Origin of the sequence: Pseudovibrio sp. W74, assembly GCF_001623085.1 — a bacterium.
Taxonomy (GTDB): domain Bacteria; phylum Pseudomonadota; class Alphaproteobacteria; order Rhizobiales; family Stappiaceae; genus Pseudovibrio.
Genome location: NZ_LMCJ01000013.1, coordinates 1 through 17,710 on the forward strand (window position 1 = coordinate 1; position 17,710 = coordinate 17,710).

The window sequence follows — 17,710 nt, forward strand, 5'->3', positions numbered from 1 at the left end:
TCCATCAGAACTTCAATCTGCCGTAACTTCACGACAATTTCTTCCGGCCCAGGTCTCTTATTCGCCATCGGTGATCCTCCACTTTCCTAACTAAAGCGAGACTTCTTCAAGGGAGGCTCAACCGGCCAAATAACAGATTTGGATGATGTTTTGTACTATCTGGAAAAGCAAATATAGACTAATGGAAATGTTTGTTTTAGCTGTTGAAGTAAGATTAGTTGTTAATAATTACAAAATAAAATTCAATTAACAGTAGATATAGTGTATTCGTTTGCAAATAGATATCCTTTTAAATAGACCAGTTTTGGATATGTGAAGTTAGTATTCTAGATGCCAAGGCCCGCCTAGTCTAACCATTCACTAAGTCTCTCAATAACGAGTTGGTTCCTATCTGGCAGTTGCCAGTCACCTCTAACAGCAAGACTTTTTAATTAAGTACATATTTGCCACACATTTTCTTACGAATACATTGTTTATTTGATTGCACTGACCGTCTCAGATAGCAATGATTTGTGAAAGCTTAGACTTTTTCAAAGCCGAGCGAAACGCTGGGCAAGTTCATGCTGGACTTAATTGGCGGTGAGGATCCTATCAATCTCCAAAAGCTGTTCGTACCAGACCTCATCGAGCGCGGCGCAGATACCTGTAACTTGGAGAGACAGTAAGGGCTCTTCAGCCGCTCCCATCTGCAATCAGAGCAACATCCCTATACCCTTGCTTTGCAAGCGCTTCTGCACCGCGCCATGCGCGCAGGCCTGTGCGGCAGCAAAGGGTGATGCGGTGTGCAGGGTTAAAGTTGTGTTGGCCGAGTTCATCGGGGGCAAGACGCAGTGCGGTATTGCAGACAGGTTGGGGGGCTTCCAATGCATCTCGAAGCTCAACCACAACGTCGTCCTGCCTCAGTTCACTAACTGAGATAAAGGGTGCATGCCAGTCCGGTTCTTTGGCGTTGAGAAACGAAAAGCCACCGAACTCAAATCCCTTTAAATCCACTGTGGTGAGACGACCCAATGGGCTGGGCGAAAAGCCTAACAGTACCGCTAAAGTCATTTGTGCCTGCATTGCTCCGATGCTTCCGACCGAAGGACCGAGGACACCCGCACTGGCGCAATTGGCAGAGTTGGTTGGTGAGGAGGGAAACACTGCTCGCAGTGATGGCGCACCACCACAAAAACCTCCGAGATATCCGGAGGTTCCAAGCGCCGAGGCTGAGATAAGCGGCTTGCCTTGTCGGTAGCACTCATCTGAGAGCGTGTAAGAGGCAGCAAACGTATCTGCAGCATCCACGATGATATCTGCCTGGGCAATCAGTCTGCCCGCATTTGCAGGATCCAGAGCAATGTTGAGGGCGCGTAGCTCCACCTCTGGATTGTAGCCATGTAACCGAGCTGCTGCGGCATAAGCCTTGCTCTCCCCCACATTTGCCGGTGAATACAAAGGCTGTCGATGCAGATTACTCTCTTCAATCACATCGGGATCAACAATCGTGATAATGCCCAGTCCGGCACCGGTAAGATATTGCAGGACTGGACAGCCTAAACCGCCAGCACCAACAACAAGGACATGAGCAGATCGCAACCGCTGTTGTCCTGCTGTTCCAACTTCAGACAAGAGCATCTGGCGGTCATAACGCGTCATTGCTTGCAAGCCTCCATCCATTCCTGAGTTCGGGTAATTGGATCGTGTGCCTGTAAAATGTCTGTCACCACTGCAGCGCTATCAGCACCAGCTTCAAACACACCGGCAAGTCGCTCCGGCGTTAACCCACCTATGGCAACAAGAGGCGTCTCGCCCACCATCTGTTTCCAGCGGCTGACACGCTCCAAACCTTGCGGTGACCACTTCATTTTCTTCAGCTTGGTTGGATAGACCGGGCCCAGAGCGACATACTCGGGCTTGAAGGAGAGGGCGCGATCCAATTCGGCCTCATCATGGGTGGAAAGACCAAAGCGAACACCAGCCTTCTGGAGTGCTGCAAAGTCAGCACTGTCCATGTCTTCTTGCCCAAGATGAACGAAATCACAGCTAAGCTCTAATGCCAGCTTCCAATAGTCATTGATGATCAGTTGAACACCATGTTGATGGCAATGATCACGAGCCTGCGCAATGTGCTGTCGAATAACCTGTTCAGGTTGGTCTTTGATCCGTAATTGAACAAGCTTCACGCCGTGAGGGACAAGTTTTTCAATCCAGTCCGCGTCTCCGGCAATCAGATAAAACCGTTCCATCAGATCAACTCCGCCATGCCAAGGATTGGGGTAGAGGGAACCGCCATGTCGCGCGGGTCCATAGGGTCTGCGATGTATCCATTGCGCCCTGCTTCAATTGCCTGTGCCATGGCCTGCGCCATCAAAACCGGGGCACCCGCTTTGGCAACTGCGGTATTGAGCAGAACAGCATCCATGCCAAGCTCCATTGCACGCGTGGCGTCGGAGGGACGCCCAATACCAGCATCCACGATCAAGGGTACATCCGGAAAATGAGCCCGCATGGCTCGCAAGGCTTCAGGATTTCGCAGGCCCTGACCAGACCCGATGGGAGCCCCCCATGGCATCAGCAGTTCGCATCCGGCTTCCAACAGCTTTTCGCCAACCACAAGATCATCAGTTGTGTATGGAAACACCTTGAAACCATCTGCACAGAGAAGCCTCGCAGCTTCGACCAACCCAAACACATCGGGCTGTAAGGTGTCTGAGTTGCCGATAACCTCTAGCTTGATCCAATCAGTTCCAAATAACTCGCGAGCCATCTGTGCAGTAACAACGGCTTCTTGCACGCTATGGCACCCAGCGGTGTTGGGCAGAATTTTACAGCCACTATCTTTCAATAGCCCCCAGAAACCAGCTCCAGAACCGTCAGCGGTTTCGCGTCTCAAGGAGACCGTGATGATCTCTGCTCTGCTGGTCTCAATTGCTTTTTGTAGCACAGCGGGAGAGGGGTATTGCGCTGTTCCCAGCAACAGGCGGGAGTTGATGTTTGTGCCGTATAACTGCATGTTATCCTCCCTGCATCGGGGCGAGGACTTCCAGTCGGTCATCTTCAAAAAGGAGGGTTCTGGAATAGTCCTCACGAGGAATAAAATTGCCGTTTACAGCTGTCGCAAGGGCGGGGCTGGTGAACTCCAGTTCTGCAAGCGCATCAGCCAGAGTATGGGCAACAACCTCGCGCGGTTCGGCATTTACGATGATCTTCATGTGCAGGTCTCCCTTAAAAGGTGTTGTGCTGCTTGCTGTGCCAGTGCTGGTGCAAGCAAAAAGCCGTGGCGGTAAAGCCCGTTGAGGTGAAGAGATCCGTCATGCTCGACCAGTCGAGACAAGTTGTCTGGAAACGCTGGACGCAATCCCGCTCCAATTTCCACCACGCTGGCCTCGGCAAAGGCAGGGTGAATGGCAAAGGCTGCGCTCAGCATTTCTGTAAGGGATCGTAGGGTAGGAGGACGTTCAGAATTACTCTCCACCATGGTCCCGCCAATCATGAACAACCCATCAGCCCGCGGCACCAGATAAAGCGGCATACGTGGGTGTAAGAGCCGGATGACACGGGAAAGCTGAACCTCAGGACAATGCAAAATCGCCATCTCACCGCGCACAGCCCGCAAGTCAGGAAGGCTGGATGCAGTTGCTGTGCAATTGAGATCAACCTGCGCAGGCGCAGTTCTTCCATAATGGATCTCTACCCCAAGCTCCTGAACAGCCCCTGTCAGATCAACCAGTGCCTGCCGTGGATCAAGATGAGCTTCCTCTTTGAAAAACAGCCCGCGTTCAAAGCGTCCAGCCAATGCTGGCTCCAGCTCTGAGATCGCTTGACCGTTCACCTCGGTAAAGTGTGAGGTCCGCCGTGCAAAACGGGTCAGCTCGGCCCGATCGCGCGGCGGAGTAACCACCAGCGTTCCGTGCCGGGTAACAAGCGTTACCTGAGACCACCAATCAGCGGCCTGCACCCCAAGTGTAACAACGTCTTCTTCTGCGCTTTCACGCTCGCAAAACGGAGCAAGCATGCCGCCGGCAAACCGTGCGACACTGCTTTCGCCCGGTTTAGCGGATTTTTCAAAGATAGTGACGGATGCACCGCGCTTTGCCAGCTCATAGGCGGAAGCCAGCCCCGCAAGGCCAGCTCCTGCAATCGTAATCACTGCTCTGTTCCTTCAAGCGGCAGATACAGCTTGCCACCTTCCCGGAACTTGGCTGCCATGGCCTCCATACCTTCCTTTTGCGCTTCGGCGCGGATGTCATGGGAGATCCGCATAGAGCAGAACTTCGGTCCGCACATAGAACAGAAATGAGCCACTTTATGTGCGTCTTTCGGCAGCGTTTCATCGTGGAACTCTCGCGCAGTATCCGGATCGAGAGAAAGGTTGAACTGATCCTCCCAGCGGAACTCAAAGCGTGCACGGGACAAGGCATCATCCCGGCGCTGAGCACCCGGCAAACCTTTCGCAAGATCAGCTGCATGAGCTGCAATTTTGTAGGTGATCACACCGGTTTTCACATCATCCCGGTCCGGCAATCCCAGATGCTCTTTTGGTGTCACATAGCAAAGCATGGCACAGCCAAACCACCCGATCATCGCAGCACCAATGCCGGAAGTGATGTGGTCGTAGCCAGGAGCGATATCCGTGGTGAGAGGGCCAAGCGTGTAAAACGGTGCCTCATGGCAGCATTCCAGCTGCTTATCCATGTTCTCTTTGATCTTGTGCATTGCCACATGACCCGGGCCTTCAATCATCACCTGACAATCCTTGGCCCACGCAATCTTGGTCAGCTCACCTAGCGTCTCCAGCTCGGCAAACTGGGCTTCATCATTGGCATCTGCAATGGAACCCGGACGCAATCCATCACCAAGAGAAAACGCCACATCGTACTGGCGGCAAATATCGCAGATCTCGTCAAAGTGCTCATAGAGGAAGCTGTCTTTGTGATGATGCAGGCACCACTTCGCCATGATGGAACCGCCACGGGAGACAATCCCCGTCACGCGATTAACGGTCATCGGCACCATGTGCAGGCGCACACCAGCGTGGATGGTGAAGTAATCAACCCCTTGCTCTGCCTGCTCAATCAACGTGTCGCGGAAGATTTCCCAGGTCAGGTCTTCGGCAACTCCATTCACCTTCTCAAGCGCCTGATAAAGCGGGACGGTCCCAATTGGGACAGGGCTGTTGCGGATGATCCATTCACGGGTGTTGTGAATGTTACGACCGGTAGACAGATCCATCACCGTGTCAGCACCCCAGCGGATCGACCACACCATCTTGTCGACTTCCTCTTCCATGGAGGAGGTGACAGCAGATGTACCCATATTGGCGTTGATCTTGACCAGAAAGTTCCGCCCGATGATCATCGGCTCACTCTCAGGGTGGTTGATGTTTGACGGAATGATCGCGCGGCCAGCAGCCACTTCATCACGTACAAACTCTGGTGTTACATAATCTGGAATGCTCGCACCCCAGTCATTGCCACACCGCTCTTCTGCAACCGCTTCCCGCAACTGGTTTTCGCGGATGGCAATGAACTCCATCTCCGGTGTGATGATGCCAGCGCGGGCATAGGCCAGCTGGGTGACGGCTTTACCGTCCTTTCCGCGCAAGGGGCGAGGCTTCACCGGAAATTCTGGAACAAGCCGGTCGCCTTTCACAAAACCATTGTCTTCAGGCTTAATCTCACGGCCATCATATTCCTCGGTGTCACCGCGCGCCTCGATCCACTTGCGCCGTAGAGCAGGCAAACCTTCAGAAATATTCGTTGTTGCTGTCGGGTCCGTGTATGGGCCGGAACTATCGTAGACTGGCAGCGGTGGCTCACCTGCTGTCGGGTGAACGCTGATTTCGCGCATGGGCACAAGCACGTCTTCGTGCAAGCTGCCACGAACATAGATTTTGCGCGCAGCTGGCAAGGCGCCTGTGGTGATGGATGGGTTCGGCGTCGTCATAATGGTGCTCCTCAAGTTCATAACTCGAAAAAGACACCAGATGAGTCTTGGCTGGGAAACGGCAGAAAGAACTTCTGCTGCTAAGATCGCGGTTGTTACACTAGCCTTATAAACAGGTCCCGCGACCCGTGCTTCCTACGCCAGTATCAACTGGGTCAGGTTCTAAGGGTCGCGTCGCCGAGCTTGCGCTCTGTCAGCCTCTCAGTCTCCTTGGTGAGACTCCCCTGCATACATGATTTTGCTAGAACGATTATGAACTAGTGTCAAGGCAGGTTCGGTTCAGGCGAGGTTCAGAAAACTTTTGTAAGTTGGATTTTATGAAAGGGGAGTCGCTGACACTTATTGGATTTTGCGGTTTGCGTTCCTATCTCTCATCTAAGAATTTCACATCTGGATATCGCGAAAAATAATATCAACGAATGCTTGAAAACTATTCTCTCCCATCCGTTTTAGCTGGCCCAATCTTGCGTCGACTGGAAACCTCACGTTTAACATTCTGGCTCGCAGTGCGCGCTCCGGCGGATGTGAAACTGGATTTGCTCCCACAAGGCCGTGAGCCGCAAACCTACGAGCTGACGAAAGCGCAAACTGAGGTAAACCTGATCTCAGCAGGGGTACATCTCCACTACCTCCTGATCGATCTACCTCTCCAAAGCCCTTTACCGCATGACACTTGGATCAGCTATCGCCTCGCTCTGCGTATGGAGGATGACGAGGAGGCTGGTTGGCAGGATCATTCCGTATGGGCGCCTGATCTCTGCTATGAAAATCAGGAGCTTCCCGGCTTTCTGCTAAGCTCAAAAGTTTCCTCACTCCTGCACGGGTCCTGCCGCAAACCACATCACGAATCCGGCGATGGTCTGGTCGCAGCTGATCAGTTTCTGGCAAAGCATATCAGGGCTGAGAACGGCACCAAAATTGACAAGGAAAAATGGCCAACTGCCCTCGTGATGAGTGGCGATCAGATTTACTCAGATGATGTTGCTGGCCCCATGTTGCGAGCTATCCATGCGCTCATCGAAAAACTCGGTATCACTGAGGAACAGCTGGCAGGCTTGGAAAGCAAAGTGCCTGATAAGGCATCAGATTTCTACCAACACGGCGACACCTACTACCGCCGCGAAAAGTTTCTCCCAAGTCTGGAGAAGAACAGAAAGCTCTGGCTTGTCTTGTTCGGTGGCGTAGAAAAACCAATCTTTACTGCCGATCATGCCCATAACCATCTGATCACACTTGCTGAATTCTTGGCAATGTACCTCCTTGTCTGGTCTCCAGCACTATGGGATCTGGTTGAGACAGACGTTCCTGAAGGACTGACACCAGAAGAAGCAGCGCTCTATGAGAGCGAACAGAAAATCCTGAAGGAGTTTGTTGCGGGTCTCAGCCAGGTGCGCCGCCTGTTTGCCCATCTTCCGGTTGCGATGATCTTTGATGACCACGATGTCACTGATGACTGGAACCTCAACCGTGATTGGGAAGAGACCGCCTACGGCCATCCGTTCTCCCGACGGATCATTGGCAATGCCTTGTGTGCCTATATGCTCAATCAGGGGTGGGGCAACCGACCTGAAGCGTTCTCAGGTGGAACACTTGAAGCGATGACGCAAGCTGTCACGGTGCCCGGCACAAATAGCTACGATGAGTTTCTGGAGCATCTCTTCGCCTTTGAAAACTGGGACTATCACTGGGAACTAGACCCACCACTGCTGGTGTTGGATACGCGCACACGCCGATGGAGATCAGAGCGGGCAGGGTATCTACCCTCGGGTCTTCTGGACTGGGAAGCGGTCACAGATTTACAACGATCTCTGCGCGGAAAAGACGCCGTGCTACTCGTCTCCGCAGCTCCGATCTTCGGCGTAAAGCTGATCGAAACGCTGCAGAAGCTGCTCACGTTCATGGGCAAGCCGCTCATGGTGGATGCGGAATACTGGATGGCACATCCGGGAACGGCAGATGGCATTTTGAACGTGTTCCGCCACCGCAAAACGCCAGATCGTTTTACGATCCTTTCTGGTGATGTGCACTATTCCTTTGTTTACGATGTCGAGTTACGCGGACATTCTCGTGGGCCTGACATCTGGCAAATCTGCAGCAGTGGCATCAAAAACGAGTTCCCGGCCAAACTGCTTGATAAACTCGACCATCTGAACCGCTGGCTCTATGCGCCTCGCTCTCCCTTGAACTGGCTCACCAGACGGCGCGGCATGAAAGTTATTCCGCGCAAACCTGTGGGCACGCATCATGGTCGACGCTTGCTGAATGCAAGTGGCATTGGATTAGTTGAGTTTGATGAACACGGCGGCCCAGATCAAATCAGCCAGTTGCTGCCTGATGGACGTCAGGTCGTCTTTGTACGCCGCGAAGAAGAAGCACGCTGGGATTGACCAAGAAAAAACTAGGTCCAAAACAATACCTGTGGTCTGCAATTGTCACAGGTAACTGTTAGAAATCTATTGGGATTACGCAATTTGCGGGTCTTTTCTAATATATCATTGCCATATCGTGAGTTGTTGGTATGCTATTGGTATCAGGGAGAGTCTCGTGTCCAGCATATCCAAAAAAGTGGGGTTTCCAGAACATTCCAATCCGCAGGAGTGGCGTGAAACCGAGCAAAGATCTTCACGTTATGCAGGCTTGGAAACATGGGGGACTGACGAAGTCCTCAAAGCCTTGCTGGGTGGTCAAATGCAAGCCCTCAACGCTGTTTGGTCTGCGTTGGGAGAGCTGGAAGCCGCAGTGGATGCTGCTGCCCAAAGACTGCAGGGAACCGAAGGTCGACTTGTCTACGTCGGCGCAGGGACCTCAGGCAGACTGGGCGTTCTGGATGGCATTGAACTCATCCCTACATTTGGCTGGCCAGAGCATCGCCTGATCTATGGTCTGGCAGGCGGTGAAGCTGGATTGTTACGCCCGCAGGAAGGCGCTGAGGACAGCGAAGAAGCAGGCCGTGCTTTCATTTTGGAGAATAATGTCAGCGCTTCTGATGTCGTTTTAGGTGTTGCAGCAAGCGGCACCACACCTTTTACCCGCTCTGCCATTCAAACCGCCAGAGGCGCGGGGGCTTTGACCATATCACTGGCAAACAATCCGCAAAGCCCGTTACTGGCCGATGCTGAGCATGAAATCCTGTTAAGGACGGGCCCTGAAGTTTTGGCAGGATCAACCAGATTATCCGCAGGTACCAGCCAAAAGGCGGCGCTCAACCTATTCTCTACAGCGCTTATGGTTCGGTTGAAAAAGGTATATCGCGGCTACATGGTGGATATGCAGCTGACCAACATCAAGCTTGATCAACGCGCCAAAGACATGGTGGTCTCACTCACCGTTTGCTCTCAGGAAAAAGCCGCTGCGGCCCTGCATGAAAGCGGAAGCCAGATTAAACTGGCTGTCTTGCTGGTGCTGGGAGCAACAAAACAACAGGCCACCAATGTATTGAATGAAACTCAGGGAGATTTGGGAGAATCTCTTCGGGTGCTTGGGTTACATCAACCTGATTGATTTATGCGCGCATTGCGACCCGTTTAGATCGTAATGCGCCAACAGGAATATTCGCCCGCTGGGGGGCAGGCGAGTTGCGATATCGACGGTTTTTCAAGGCGGTATTCGATTATTTGTTATGGGAGGAAATAATGAAACACTATTTGTCATCAGGCATTGCTGCATCTTTGCTTTTGGGCTCCGCATCCTTTGCTTTTGCTGCTTCAGAACTGACAATTGAGAGCTGGCGTAACGACGACTTGAGCATCTGGCAGGAAACCATCCTGCCTGCGTTTATGAAGGCACATCCAGAGGTCAAAATCAGATTCTCGCCAACAGCTCCAACGCAATACAACGCTGCACTGAATGCAAAACTGGAAGGTGGAACCGCTGGTGATCTGATCACATGCCGTCCGTTTGATGGGGCGTTGGATCTTTACAGCAAAGGTTACCTGAAGAACCTGCAGGGCATGGCAACCCTCGACAACTTCCCGGATTCAGCAAAAGGGGCGTGGAGCACAGATGATGGCAGCGCAACCTTCTGCGTGCCAATGGCCGCTGTGATCCACGGCTTCATCTACAACAAGGATGCTTTTGCTGAAGTCGGTGTTGAACCACCGAAAACTCAGGCAGAGTTCATTGCTGTTCTCGACAAGATCAAGGAAGACGGCAATTATATCCCAATGGCAATGGGTACGTTGGATCAGTGGGAATCCGCTGCAATGGGCTATCAGAACATCGGCCCAATGTACTGGAAAGGTGAGGAAGGTCGTAAGGCAGTCGTTGCTGGCACCGGCAAGTTGACGGATGATGGCTGGGTAAAGCCGTTTGAAGTACTGGCAAGCTGGGGGCCGTACCTTGGGGATGGCTATGAAGCTCAATCCTATCCGGATAGCCAGACACTGTTCACACTGGGCCGCGCTGCAATCTATCCATCAGGCTCTTGGGAAATTGCAGGCTTCAACCGCGATTCAGACTTCGAGCTCGGCGCATTCCGTCCACCTCTGCCAGCAGAGGGTGACAGCTGCTACATCTCAGACCACACTGACATCGGCATTGGCCTGAATGCGGCCTCGCCAAATTCTGAAGCTGCCATGAAGTTCCTTGAGTGGATGGGCACCAAAGAGTTCGCAGAACTCTATTCCAACGCTGTGCCGGGCTTCTTCTCTTTGTCCAAGCATGAGATCTCGCTCACTGATCCATTGGCGGACGAGTTCATCTCCTGGCGTAAAGACTGTCAGTCCACCAACCGCTCTGCGGCACAGATCGTTTCTCGCGGTACTCCAAACCTCTGGAACGAAATGTGGGTCGTGTCTGCAAACGTCATCAATGGCAAGCAGACACCTGCGGATGCAGCGAACCAGCTTCAGAAGGGGCTGAGCGCCTGGTACGAACCTCATATGGATTAAGCCATCTCCCTGACTGAATACAAAACAGCAGATGTGCGGATTGACCCGCGCATCTGCATTGCAATGAGAGATGATGGAATTGGAACAGGACCTTATGGTCAGTGAGCGGAAGAAGAAGCCGTTCCGCTGGCATGTACTTGTCTTTTTGGCACCGGCAGTCATCGTTTACACGATGATCATGATCCTGCCGCTGGCCGAAACCCTGCGCTTTTCGTTCTTCCAAAGAGATACGACCACGCAAGTGATCTCGTTTGTCGGCTTGGAAAACTACATCAAGCTGTTCTTCGATCCGTACTGGGTCAAGCCGTTCCTCAATTCGCTTTGGAACAACTGCTATTTCTTCCTGATCCACATGCTGGTGCAAAATCCGATCGGTGTCTTGATTGCGGCTTTGCTCTCCATGGTACATCTGCCGGGTAAGAAGTTTTATCGCACAGCCATCTTCATGCCGACCCTTCTGTCCTTCGTTGTCGTCGGGTTCGTCTGGAAGCTCATGCTCTCCCCGCTATGGGGTGTTTCCAAAGGTCTGATGAAGTCTGTCGGGGTTGGCAGTTGGTATCTACCGTTCCTCGGTAAAGAGGAAACAGCGCTGACCACACTTTCTCTCATCTCTGTCTGGCAGTTCATCGGCATTCCAATGATGCTGATTTATGCTGCGCTTCTCTCTATTCCAGAGGAGGTGATTGAAGCAGCTGAATGTGATGGCGTGACCGGCATTTCCCAGTTCTTCAAGATCAAGCTGGTCCTGATCCTGCCAACCATCGGCATCATTTCCATCTTAACCTTCGTAGGCAACTTCAACGCATTTGACTTGATCTACACCACGCAGGGGCCGCTTGCGGGGCCAAACTTCTCGACAGACCTGCTGGGCACGATCTTGTATCGAACGTTTTACGGGCAACAGTTGCAACCCGGTGATCCCAACATGGGCGCCGCCATTGCAACGGTGATGTTCTTCATCATCCTGATGGGTGTTGCTGTCTATCTCTTCTTTATTCAGCGCAAGCTGACCCGCTACGAGATGTGAGGCGCAAATGGCTATTTCTCGTGCAAGACGAAACCGAATGGCAGAACTGGGAGCGCATGTAATCCTGCTCACGTTTGCAGTGATCGCGCTTTTCCCTGTTCTTCTCATTCTCATCAATTCGCTCAAAACCAAAAAAGCAATCTTCCGCAAGCCCTTGGAACTCCCAACCTCCGAAACACTGGATCTGGTTGGGTATTCAACAGTGCTGCAGCAAGGCAACTTCCTGTTATATTTCTGGAACTCGCTGTTCGTGACCGGCGCGAGCTTGTGTCTCGTTCTCCTGTTTGGGGCAATGGCAGCCTTTGCGCTCAGTGAATACAAGTTCCGCGGTAATCGTCTCATGGGTCTTTATATGGCGCTGGGCATTATGATCCCGATCCGTCTGGGGACTGTCGGAATTCTCCGCCTGATGGTCGCAACAGATCTCGTGAACACGCATTGGGCACTCATACTGGTCTATACAGCGCAAGGCCTGCCACTGGCGATCTTCATTCTCTCCGAATTTATGTCCACAGTGTCATCAGACCTCAAATCTGCTGGCCGTATTGATGGCCTTTCAGAATACTCCATCTTCTTACGCCTCGTGCTGCCTCTCATCAGGCCCGCAATGGCAACAGTGGCTGTCTTCTCTATGATCCCGATTTGGAATGATCTCTGGTTCCCCCTCGTTCTGGCCCCTGCAGAGCATACCAAAACACTCACACTGGGCGCTCAGGTGTTTGTTGGGCAATATTCCAACAACTGGAATGCAATTCTCGCAGCGATGGCACTGGCAGTTATTCCGGTCCTCATTCTCTACACGCTCTTTTCACGCCAACTCATTCGGGGCCTAACATCTGGAGCAGTCAAATGAGTAGCAAACCTATCCGCGTGCTCGTGGCTGGCCTAGGAAACATGGGAAAGTCCCATGCTCTGGCGTATGAGACCAATCCGGGATTTGAGATCGTAGGGCTGGTCAATCGATCACCGGTGGAATTGCCAGAAGAGTTGAGTAGCTACACCATCCAATCTGATTTCGCGCAGGCTCTGGTCGAAGCCAAACCCGATCTTGTGTCCATCTGCACTTATTCAGACAGCCATGCTGAATATGCAGTCATAGCGATGGAAGCAGGGGCAGATGTGTTTGTAGAAAAGCCACTGGCAACCACTCTGGAAGATGCTCAAAGTGTCGTGGAAACTGCTCGCAAGCTGGGACGGAAACTGGTGGTTGGTTATATCCTGCGCCATCACCCATCTTGGACAACCCTTATAGAGCAGTCGCGCAAACTGGGCGGGCCTTACGTCTTCCGCATGAACCTCAACCAGCAGTCCTGCGGCGCAACATGGCAAACCCATAAACAGCTGATGCAAACAACATCGCCCATCGTGGATTGCGGCGTCCACTACATCGATGTCATGTGCCAGATCACCGACGCCAAGCCGGTCGAAGTGCGTGGCATGGGCGTGCGTTTGAGTGATGAACTGCCCGATGACATGTACAATTACGGCCATCTGCAAGTCCTGTTCGAGGATGGCTCCGTCGGCTGGTACGAGGCAGGGTGGGGCCCGATGATGTCGGAAACCGCGTTCTTCGTCAAAGATGTCGTCTCGAAAAATGGCAGCGTCTCGATTGTCATGGAAGGCGAGGCCCGTTCGGACGATATCGACATGCACACCAAAACCTCCACCATCCGGGTTCATTACGGCGAAACGGATGCGAACGGCGAGTTTACACGCAAAGACGATGTACTCAGCATGGATGGTGAACCGGGGCATCAAGCCCTGTGCGATCGCGAGCAAGCTTTTGTGCTCACAGCTATCCGTGAAGGGTTGGATTTAGAAGATCACATGAATGCAGCGGTAAATTCTCTGGCTGTCGTATTGGCGGCAGATCAGGCTGTGCGCACGGGCACTGCTCAGAAACTGGACTTGTAATATGGCTAACTTGAAAATCTCATCCCTCTACAAGTCTTTCGGTGCTGAGAATGTGTTGGATGGTATCAACCTTGATATCCAATCCGGTGAATTCCTCGTCTTGCTCGGGCCATCCGGCTGCGGAAAATCCACACTCCTGCGCATCATGGCAGGGCTGGAAGACGAAAGCGCGGGCGATATCGCCATTGAAGGCAAGTCCATCGCACACCTACCGCCATCGAAGCGTGAGATCGCCATGGTCTTTCAGACCTACGCGCTCTACCCGCATTTAAGTGTGCGGGGAAACATGGAGCTGGTCCTCAAGCAGGCAGGGTACTCAAAGGCAGAAATCAAGGATCGCGTTGCTGAAAGTGCACGTGCGCTGGAGCTGGACGCCTTGATGGACCGAAAGCCCTCTCAGCTCTCAGGTGGACAGCGCCAACGTGTTGCAATTGGCCGTGCGATTGTGAGAGATCCCAAGATTTTCCTGTTTGATGAACCTCTCTCAAATCTGGATGCAGCATTGCGGGGGCAAGTGCGGTTGGAAATCGCGCGCCTTCATCAACGCCTGTCAGCAACCATGGTGTATGTGACCCACGATCAGGTCGAGGCTATGACATTGGCAGACCGTATCGTGGTTCTGAATGACGGCGAGGTCCAGCAGGTCGGCACACCGCGAGATCTTTATGAGCGCCCAGCAAACCTGTTCGTGGCCAGTTTCATCGGCTCACCCAATATGAATTTTTTGCAGCTGGAAAAACTGAGCGAAAACAGTGCGCAGCTTAAGGATGGGACACTACTCCCTATCTCCAACAAGGCCTCGGTCATCCCGACAAATGTCACACTCGGTATCCGTCCGTCCCACGGCATTTTGCATGATGAAGCAGGGGAGAGCTATCTGAAGGCAGAAGTCTTACTGGAAGAGTATCTGGGGGACACCACTTACGTGCATGTTGAGTTGGAAACTGGCGAGCAAATGGTTGTTCGCGAAGACCCGGAGATAACGCACCGAACTGGTGACCAGGTCTACGTGGAGCTGACATTGTCGGGCGTACATCTCTTCAATGCTGATACGGGCAAGCGGATGGATGTCAGCATTTCTGAACAGGAAACTGCTTAGGGCTTAAACTGAGGGAAGATATGGGGTTCCCTCAGTTCTCATCAATCTGCGGTTTGTAGTCAAACTCGATGAACTGCAGAAACTTGCGCAAGATATCGGTTTCATAGTTCTTTTTGTAAATTGCGCAAAGGTCTGCCGGAATGTCTTCCTTCAAGCGAATGAAACGCACATTCTTGGATTTCTGACTACGAAAACAGTCGCTAACCAAAGCAATTGCCTGACCGGAAGCAACCAACGCCAACAAGGTACTTGGCTCCTGAACCTCAAAAGCGGCTTTGGGGTAGAAGCCCTGATCCTTACATCTTGCAATCAAAAATGGCGTTGAGTTGGACATGCTCCGGTCCAAAACAGCCATTTCCTCATCTTTTAGTTCTTCCAGTCCCACCACCCTGCGATCCTTGAGAGGGTGCGTGCTAGGCACTGCCAGCGTAAGGTTTTCTCTCACCAATACTTTTGAGTTTAAGGCTGGCTCATTGAGTGTATCGCCATAGCGGCAGATACCCAGATCAATGATGCCGCCATCCAGCGCTTCCTTCTGTTGATTGGGTGCCAACTCGGTAAAATTCAGAGAACAATCCGGATGCTTGCTCTTGAAATCCGAGAGCAGGTTCGCAAATCCATCCAAAAAGGCGCTGCTCACCATCCCGATGCTGAGGGTCGAGTTTTCCGCACGTCCCTGCCGCTGGGTGTTGGTGATGGCGTAATCCAACGTATTGAAAATCTGCTCGCACTCACGTTTCAGCACGCGCCCCGCAGCAGTCAGAGAAACATTTCGTGAGTCACGCTGAAAGAGAGAGAGACCAAGGGCAACCTCCAACTCTTTGATTTGTATGGACATAGGTGACTTAGAAATATGCAGCTCTTCCGCCGCACGCCCAAAGTGTCCACTTACTGACACTTGATGGAAGTAACGCAGCATTCGCAAAGTAATGCGGCCTGATGTGATTAGATCGTGCATGAACTTGTTTTGTTATTCTTATTTTGTTCTAGGTTGTAGCTCTTAAAGTTCTACTATTTTTATTCTATATGTTCTGTAAGAACTATAATCTACGAAATAATCCGTATGTGGCGTGGTTTTCTACGTAATATTTTCTAGTTTGTTTCGAACTTCGAAACGATTGATATATTTAAAAAACTTAATAATTGCCTCTCAGGCAACTAGGTTGCCCTCACCAAAGGGAATTAAATAAAAGGTGAGGCAAACTATGCAATCGGGTCAGTTCACATTCGCACCTACGCAAGGTGAGTGTACTGCGCCTGTCGTATGCCGCACTTTCACAGAGACTGATGGCTCGTATGCACGAACTCCCACCGTGTGTATATCCTCAGCACTGACAATTCCTGATGAAGCACTAGAGGGTTCTACAATCGCAGGTGTTTTGCATTGTTTTTCAATGACAAAGCATTTGTTGGATGCGGGTGGCCATCTCAACTGTCCACGTGAAGGTGGGTACGGTTAGTCGCCTTCCAGCGCTTCAAATTTCTCCCCAACCATAATCAACAACTTACCTCAGAGCCTCTGGGAGGAGCTCATAATGTTCGCAACAGGTTTTCTTGGCATCGCTACACTGATTGTTATTGCTGTATTGGTTTCAACCAATCGCAAGGCGATCAATCTCCGCACCGTAGGTGGTGCGCTGGCTCTACAGATTGGTATCGGCGCTTTCGTGCTCTACGTTCCAGCTGGCCGTGCTATTCTTCATGCAATGTCAAAGGGCATTTCCGGTGTGATCGACAGTGGTCGTTCCGGCGTTAACTTCCTTTTCGGCAACCTCACCAACGGTTCACTTTCTGAAACTGTTGGCTTCGTGTTTGCCTTCAACGTGCTTTGCCTCGTTATTTTCTTCTCCGCTCTGATTGCAGTTCTGTACCACCTCGGTGTTATGCAGGTCGTCATTCGTGTCATCGGCGGTGGCATGGCAAGACTGCTCGGTACATCTCAGGCAGAATCCATGTCTGCGGTTTCCAACGTTTTTGTTGGTCAGACAGAAGCTCCACTGGTTGTGAAGCCTTACATGCCTAAGATGTCTGATAGTGAGTTCTTCGCTATCATGTGCGGTGGTATGGCGTCTGTTGCTGGTACCGTTCTCGGCGGCTACGCGCTTATGGGTGTTAAGATCGAATTCCTGCTCGCTGCATCCTTTATGGCTGCACCAGGTGGTCTTCTCTTCGCAAAACTCATCATGCCTGAAACCAAAGAAGTGAACTACACAGTAGACACAAGTGCTGACTTTGGTGACGAAAAACCAGAAAACGTGCTGGCTGCTGCTGGCCAGGGCGCAATGAATGGTCTTCAGCTTGCTGGTGCGATCGGTGCAAACCTTGTTGCAATGATCGGTCTCATCACTCTGGTGAACCTGATCCTCGGCAGTGTTGGTGATCTGGCAGGCTTCAGCTTGTCTCTGGAAATGATCCTCGGCTGGATCTTTGCTCCAATCGCTTATCTGCTGGGTGTTCCAATGGCTGACATCGGTGTTGCAGGTTCTCTGATCGGTAAAAAACTGGTCGTCAACGAATTCGTAGCGTATCTCGACCTGAAGAATTACCTGGTAGATGCCACTGCAATCGACATGGGCCTGCCTGTCATTCAGGAAAAGACCAAAGCAATCGTTTCCTTCGCTCTCTGCGGCTTCGCGAACATCTCTTCCATGGGTATTCTCATTGGTGGTCTGGGTGTTCTGGCTCCAAACCGCATGAACTTCATCGCGAAGTACGGTCCTCGCACTCTGTTGGCAGCAACCTGCTCCAACCTCATGAGCGCAGCGATCGCGGGTATCTTTATCTCCTTGGCAATGTAAGAGAGTTTTCTTCCTTAATCTCTGAATTGCCTGCGACGGGGGGAGCTTTGCTCCC

Annotated in this window: 15 protein-coding genes and 1 riboswitch; of the genes, 8 read left to right on the forward strand and 7 right to left on the reverse strand. The window is 51.9% G+C overall.

Features of this window, described 5'->3' with window-relative positions; all coding sequences use genetic code 11:
• Positions 1–672: 672 nt before the first annotated feature.
• Genes PsW74_RS08960 through thiC form a run of 6 tightly spaced genes read right to left on the reverse strand, consistent with a single transcriptional unit; the run spans position 673 to position 5,949 of the window.
• On the reverse strand, positions 673–1,638 hold the full coding sequence (locus PsW74_RS08960; protein WP_063286834.1) for a HesA/MoeB/ThiF family protein: 966 nt from the start codon (positions 1,636–1,638) through the stop codon (positions 673–675).
• A complete protein-coding gene (locus tag PsW74_RS08965; RefSeq protein WP_063286664.1) occupies positions 1,635–2,228 on the reverse strand; it encodes a thiamine phosphate synthase in 594 nt (197 codons plus the stop codon). Before PsW74_RS08965 ends, PsW74_RS08960 begins: the two co-directional genes overlap by 4 nt.
• Entirely contained in the window at positions 2,228–2,995 is a 768-nt protein-coding gene (locus tag PsW74_RS08970; protein WP_063286665.1) for a thiazole synthase, read from the reverse strand. The genes PsW74_RS08965 and PsW74_RS08970 overlap by 1 nt, the downstream gene beginning before the upstream one ends.
• A gap of 1 nt (position 2,996) precedes the next feature.
• Positions 2,997–3,194, reverse strand: coding sequence for a sulfur carrier protein ThiS (gene thiS / locus PsW74_RS08975; protein WP_063286666.1), 198 nt, complete (start codon positions 3,192–3,194; stop codon positions 2,997–2,999).
• Positions 3,191–4,132, reverse strand: coding sequence for an FAD-dependent oxidoreductase (locus PsW74_RS08980; RefSeq protein ID WP_063286667.1), 942 nt, complete (start codon positions 4,130–4,132; stop codon positions 3,191–3,193). Before PsW74_RS08980 ends, thiS begins: the two co-directional genes overlap by 4 nt.
• Positions 4,129–5,949, reverse strand: a complete 1,821-nt coding sequence (gene thiC, locus PsW74_RS08985) for a phosphomethylpyrimidine synthase ThiC (RefSeq protein WP_208987912.1) — start codon at positions 5,947–5,949, stop codon at positions 4,129–4,131. Before thiC ends, PsW74_RS08980 begins: the two co-directional genes overlap by 4 nt.
• Positions 5,950–6,043: 94 nt before the next feature.
• Positions 6,044–6,164, reverse strand: a riboswitch (TPP riboswitch).
• Between the two features lie 183 nt (positions 6,165–6,347).
• Here thiC and PsW74_RS08990 point away from each other — a divergent pair.
• The 7 genes from PsW74_RS08990 (at position 6,348) to ugpC (ending at position 14,857) form a co-directional block, all read left to right on the forward strand.
• Positions 6,348–8,315 carry a hypothetical protein gene (locus tag PsW74_RS08990; protein WP_063286669.1) on the forward strand — a complete coding sequence of 656 codons (1,968 nt, stop codon included), beginning with the start codon at positions 6,348–6,350 and terminating at the stop codon, positions 8,313–8,315.
• A 157-nt stretch (positions 8,316–8,472) separates the two neighbouring features.
• On the forward strand, positions 8,473–9,429 hold the full coding sequence (locus PsW74_RS08995; RefSeq protein ID WP_082830522.1) for an N-acetylmuramic acid 6-phosphate etherase: 957 nt from the start codon (positions 8,473–8,475) through the stop codon (positions 9,427–9,429).
• A gap of 131 nt (positions 9,430–9,560) precedes the next feature.
• Positions 9,561–10,817, forward strand: coding sequence for an ABC transporter substrate-binding protein (locus PsW74_RS09000; protein ID WP_063286670.1), 1,257 nt, complete (start codon positions 9,561–9,563; stop codon positions 10,815–10,817).
• 73 nt (positions 10,818–10,890) lie between these two features.
• Positions 10,891–11,844, forward strand: a complete 954-nt coding sequence (locus tag PsW74_RS09005; protein WP_082830523.1) for a sugar ABC transporter permease — start codon at positions 10,891–10,893, stop codon at positions 11,842–11,844.
• 7 nt (positions 11,845–11,851) lie between these two features.
• Positions 11,852–12,697: a carbohydrate ABC transporter permease gene (locus PsW74_RS09010; protein ID WP_193775901.1), complete on the forward strand. Its 846-nt coding sequence runs from the start codon at positions 11,852–11,854 to the stop codon at positions 12,695–12,697.
• Positions 12,694–13,758, forward strand: a complete 1,065-nt coding sequence (locus PsW74_RS09015; RefSeq protein WP_063286671.1) for a Gfo/Idh/MocA family oxidoreductase — start codon at positions 12,694–12,696, stop codon at positions 13,756–13,758. The genes PsW74_RS09010 and PsW74_RS09015 overlap by 4 nt, the downstream gene beginning before the upstream one ends.
• A 1-nt stretch (position 13,759) precedes the next feature.
• The gene (gene ugpC, locus PsW74_RS09020) at positions 13,760–14,857 is read left to right on the forward strand and encodes a sn-glycerol-3-phosphate ABC transporter ATP-binding protein UgpC (RefSeq protein WP_063286672.1); all 1,098 of its coding nucleotides are present in this window, start codon (positions 13,760–13,762) and stop codon (positions 14,855–14,857) included.
• A gap of 31 nt (positions 14,858–14,888) precedes the next feature.
• Here ugpC and PsW74_RS09025 read toward each other — a convergent pair whose 3' ends face one another.
• Positions 14,889–15,815 carry a LysR substrate-binding domain-containing protein gene (locus PsW74_RS09025; protein ID WP_057464105.1) on the reverse strand — a complete coding sequence of 309 codons (927 nt, stop codon included), beginning with the start codon at positions 15,813–15,815 and terminating at the stop codon, positions 14,889–14,891.
• 577 nt (positions 15,816–16,392) lie between these two features.
• Between PsW74_RS09025 and PsW74_RS09030 the strand changes: the two genes are divergently transcribed.
• A complete protein-coding gene (locus tag PsW74_RS09030; RefSeq protein ID WP_057464104.1) occupies positions 16,393–17,655 on the forward strand; it encodes a NupC/NupG family nucleoside CNT transporter in 1,263 nt (420 codons plus the stop codon).
• Positions 17,656–17,710: the final 55 nt, after the last annotated feature.

Coding starts and splice junctions, on each gene's coding strand:
- PsW74_RS08960 (WP_063286834.1), bottom strand. CDS start 1,638: ATGACGCGTTATGACCGCCAGATGCTCTTGTCTGAAGTTGGAACAGCA.
- PsW74_RS08965 (WP_063286664.1), bottom strand. CDS start 2,228: ATGGAACGGTTTTATCTGATTGCCGGAGACGCGGACTGGATTGAAAAA.
- PsW74_RS08970 (WP_063286665.1), bottom strand. CDS start 2,995: ATGCAGTTATACGGCACAAACATCAACTCCCGCCTGTTGCTGGGAACA.
- thiS (WP_063286666.1), bottom strand. CDS start 3,194: ATGAAGATCATCGTAAATGCCGAACCGCGCGAGGTTGTTGCCCATACT.
- thiC (WP_208987912.1), bottom strand. CDS start 5,949: ATGAACTTGAGGAGCACCATTATGACGACGCCGAACCCATCCATCACC.
- PsW74_RS08990 (WP_063286669.1), top strand. CDS start 6,348: ATGCTTGAAAACTATTCTCTCCCATCCGTTTTAGCTGGCCCAATCTTG.
- PsW74_RS09000 (WP_063286670.1), top strand. CDS start 9,561: ATGAAACACTATTTGTCATCAGGCATTGCTGCATCTTTGCTTTTGGGC.
- PsW74_RS09005 (WP_082830523.1), top strand. CDS start 10,891: ATGGAATTGGAACAGGACCTTATGGTCAGTGAGCGGAAGAAGAAGCCG.
- PsW74_RS09010 (WP_193775901.1), top strand. CDS start 11,852: ATGGCTATTTCTCGTGCAAGACGAAACCGAATGGCAGAACTGGGAGCG.
- PsW74_RS09015 (WP_063286671.1), top strand. CDS start 12,694: ATGAGTAGCAAACCTATCCGCGTGCTCGTGGCTGGCCTAGGAAACATG.
- ugpC (WP_063286672.1), top strand. CDS start 13,760: ATGGCTAACTTGAAAATCTCATCCCTCTACAAGTCTTTCGGTGCTGAG.
- PsW74_RS09025 (WP_057464105.1), bottom strand. CDS start 15,815: ATGCACGATCTAATCACATCAGGCCGCATTACTTTGCGAATGCTGCGT.
- PsW74_RS09030 (WP_057464104.1), top strand. CDS start 16,393: ATGTTCGCAACAGGTTTTCTTGGCATCGCTACACTGATTGTTATTGCT.